This is a genomic window from Thioalkalivibrio sp. (assembly GCF_007692535.1).
Lineage (GTDB): Bacteria > Pseudomonadota > Gammaproteobacteria > Ectothiorhodospirales > Ectothiorhodospiraceae > Thioalkalivibrio.
Window position 1 is genome coordinate 1 of sequence record NZ_REBW01000023.1, and the last position, 3,498, is coordinate 3,498.

The following is a 3,498-nucleotide window of genomic DNA, read 5'->3' on the forward strand; positions in this document are numbered from 1 at the left end:
GCAGCGATCCGTGATCAAAAGCAGGCAGCCGCCTGAAACATTTCTGAATAGCCGGGCGGTAGCCCATTAGGAGAATCAAGATGGCAGTTTCGAAAGAGGAAATTCTGGAAACGATCGGCAACATGACCGTTCTCGAGATCGTGGACCTGATCAGCGCCATGGAAGAGAAGTTCGGCGTGTCGGCTGCTGCCGCCGTGGCCGCGGCTCCTGCCGCCGCCGCCGGTGAGGCCGCTGTGGAAGAGGTCAAGGACGAGTTCAACGTCATGATGACCAGCTTCGGCGCCAACAAGGTCGGCGTGATCAAGGTCGTTCGCGCGCTGACCGGCCTTGGCCTGAAAGAGGCCAAGGACCTGGTCGAAGGCGTGCCCGCGACCGTGAAGGAAGACGCCAGCAAGGATGAAGCCGAGAAGATGAAGAAGGAACTCGAAGAGGCCGGCGCTTCTGTCGAGCTGAAGTAAGGCGTTCCTGTCAGTTGCTTCGTGACCTAGTCCGGAACCGCAAGGCTGGCGGCCGTAAGACCGCCAGCCTTGGCCCGTGGTGGTGACGCCGCGCCACCCGATGACCCCTGTTGCAGTCGAGGTATCCCATGACCCTCAGTTATACCGAAAAAAAGCGAATCCGCAAGGATTTCGGCAAACGCCCACAGATTCTCGAGGTTCCCTACCTTCTGGAGACCCAGTTGGCGTCATATCGGGATTTCCTCCAGGCCGATGCCGCCCCCGAAACGCGTGAGGCGACGGGCTTGCATGCGGCGTTCCAGTCGGTGTTCCCGATCGTCAGCTACTCCGGCCATGTGCAGCTCCAGTACGTCTCCTATCGTCTGGGCGAGCCGCTGTTCGAGGTCAAGGAGTGCCAGATCCGCGGGGTGACCTTCGCCGCTCCGCTGCGTGTGATGCTGCGTCTGGTGATCAACGACAAGGAGGCCCCTGCGGGCACCACGGTGGTCAAGGAGGTCAAGGAGCAGGAGGTCTACATGGGCGAATTGCCCCTGATGACCGAGAACGGGACCTTCGTGATCAACGGCACCGAGCGGGTGATCGTGTCCCAGCTGCACCGTTCCCCGGGCGTGTTTTTCGATCACGACAAGGGCAAGACCCACAGTTCCCAGAAGCTGCTGTTCAACGCCCGTATCATTCCCTACCGCGGTTCCTGGCTGGACTTCGAGTTCGACGCCAAGGACGGGGTGTTCGTGCGCATCGACCGCCGCCGCAAGCTGCCGGCGACCGTGCTGCTGCGTGCGCTGGGCATGGATACCGAGGAAATCCTCAGCACCTTTTTCGAGTTCAATTCGGTTCGCCTGCTCGACGCCGGCGCGGAACTCGAGCTGGTTGCCGATCGCCTGCGCGGGGAGAACGCGGTGGTGGACATCTTCGACGGCGACCGTCTCATCGTCGAGGCCGGCCGTCGCATCACGCCGCGGCACATTCGCGAGGTCGAGAAAGCGGGTATCAAGAGCCTGACGGTCCCCGACGACTACATCCTCGGCCGGGCGCTCGCCCGCAATATCGTCGACGAGGAAACCGGCGAGGTACTCGCCGAGGCCAACGCCCTGGTGACCGAGCCGCTGCTCGACAAGCTGCGGGACGTCGGCGTGGACTCGTTCGACATCATCTACACCAACGACTACGACCGTGGCCCGTTCATCTCCGACACCCTGCGTCTGGACCAGAACCGTACCCAACTCGAGGCCCAGGTCGACATCTACCGGGTGATGCGTCCGGGTGAGCCCCCAACCAAGGATGCCGCCGAGAATCTTTTCGGCAACCTGTTCTTCTCCGCGGACCGTTACGACCTGTCCGCCGTCGGCCGCATGAAATTCAACCGCCGCGTCGGCCGCGACACCGACGAGGGTCCGGGTGTGCTCTCGCCCGAGGACATCCTCGACGTGCTCAAGGTCCTGATCGACCTGCGTAACGGCATCGGCAGCACCGACGACATCGACCACCTGGGCAACCGCCGCATCCGCAGCGTGGGCGAGATGGCCGAGAACCAGTTCCGGCTGGGCCTGGTGCGCGTCGAGCGCGCGGTGAAGGAGCGCCTGACGGTGGCCGAGAGCGAAGGCCTGATGCCGCAGGAACTGATCAACGCCAAGCCCGTGGCGGCGGCGGTCAAGGAGTTCTTCGGCTCGTCCCAGTTGTCGCAGTTCATGGACCAGAACAACCCGCTGTCCGAGGTCACCCACAAGCGCCGGATCTCGGCCCTGGGGCCGGGTGGTCTGACCCGCGAACGGGCCGGGTTCGAGGTGCGCGATGTGCACCCCACGCACTACGGCCGCGTCTGCCCGATCGAGACGCCGGAAGGCCCGAACATCGGGCTGATCAACTCGCTGGCCGTGTATGCCCGCACCAACCGCTACGGATTCCTCGAGACGCCGTACCGCAAGGTCGCCGAGGGCAAGGTCACCGACGAGATCGTCTATCTCTCCGCCATCGAGGAGAGCCAGTACGTGATCGCCCAGGCCAACGCAGCGATGGATGGCGAGGGGCATCTGACCGACGACCTGGTCTCCTGCCGCCACCAGAACGAGTTCACGATCTCCACTCCGGACAAGATCCAGTTCATGGATGTGTCGCCGAAGCAGATCGTCTCCGTCGCCGCGGCGCTGGTGCCCTTCCTGGAGCACGACGACGCCAACCGCGCGTTGATGGGTTCCAACATGCAGCGTCAGGCGGTCCCCTGCCTGCGCGCGGAGAAGCCGCTGGTCGGCACCGGTATCGAACGTACCGTCGCGATCGACTCCGGTTCCGCGATCGTCGCCACGCGCGGCGGCTCCGTCGACTCGGTCGACGCGGCGCGCATCGTGGTGCGGGTGAATGACGAGGAGACGGCACCCGGCGAGCCTGGGGTCGACATCTACAACCTGACCAAGTACGCCCGTTCCAACCAGAACACCTGCATCAACCAGCGCCCACTGGTCAACGTTGGTGACGTGATCGCCCGCGGCGACGTGCTTGCGGACGGTTCCTCCACCGACATGGGTGAACTGGCGCTGGGCCAGAACATGATGGTCGCCTTCATGCCCTGGAACGGCTACAACTTCGAGGACTCGATCCTGATCTCCGAGCGGGTGGTGCAGGAGGACCGTTTCACCACCATCCATATCGAAGAGCTCAACTGTGTCGCCCGCGACACGAAGCTGGGCCAGGAGGAGATCACCGCGGATATCCCGAACGTGTCCGAATCGCTGCTGGCGAAGCTGGACGAGTCGGGCATCGTCTATGTCGGGGCCGAGGTACGCACGGGCGACATCCTGGTGGGCAAGGTCACGCCCAAGGGTGAGACCCAGTTGACCCCGGAAGAGAAGCTGCTGCGTGCGATCTTTGGCGAGAAGGCGTCGGACGTGAAGGACACCTCGCTGCGGGTTCCGTCCGGCATCGAGGGCACGGTGATCGATGTGCGTGTCTTCACCCGGGATGGCGTCGAAAAGGATGCCCGCGCCCGTTCCATCGAGGAGTCCGACCTGGCCGGCGTGCGCAAGGACCTGCGCGACCAGCAGCG

At 63.9% G+C, this 3,498-nt stretch carries 2 protein-coding genes; both read left to right on the forward strand.

Translation table 11 applies throughout. The features are described 5' to 3' along the window. The first annotated feature begins 80 nt into the window (after nucleotides 1-80). Nucleotides 81-458, forward strand: a complete 378-nt coding sequence (rplL, locus tag EA346_RS00350) for a 50S ribosomal protein L7/L12 (protein ID WP_296754208.1) — start codon at nucleotides 81-83, stop codon at nucleotides 456-458. A gap of 128 nt (nucleotides 459-586) precedes the next feature. Continuing rightward, on the forward strand, nucleotides 587-3,498 hold a 2,912-nt coding region (gene rpoB, locus EA346_RS00355; protein WP_296754210.1), incomplete at its 3' end, for a DNA-directed RNA polymerase subunit beta.

Bases quoted from the DNA above. Each gene is read 5' to 3' on its own strand.
- rplL (WP_296754208.1), top strand. From the start codon at position 81: ATGGCAGTTTCGAAAGAGGAAATTCTGGAAACGATCGGCAACATGACC.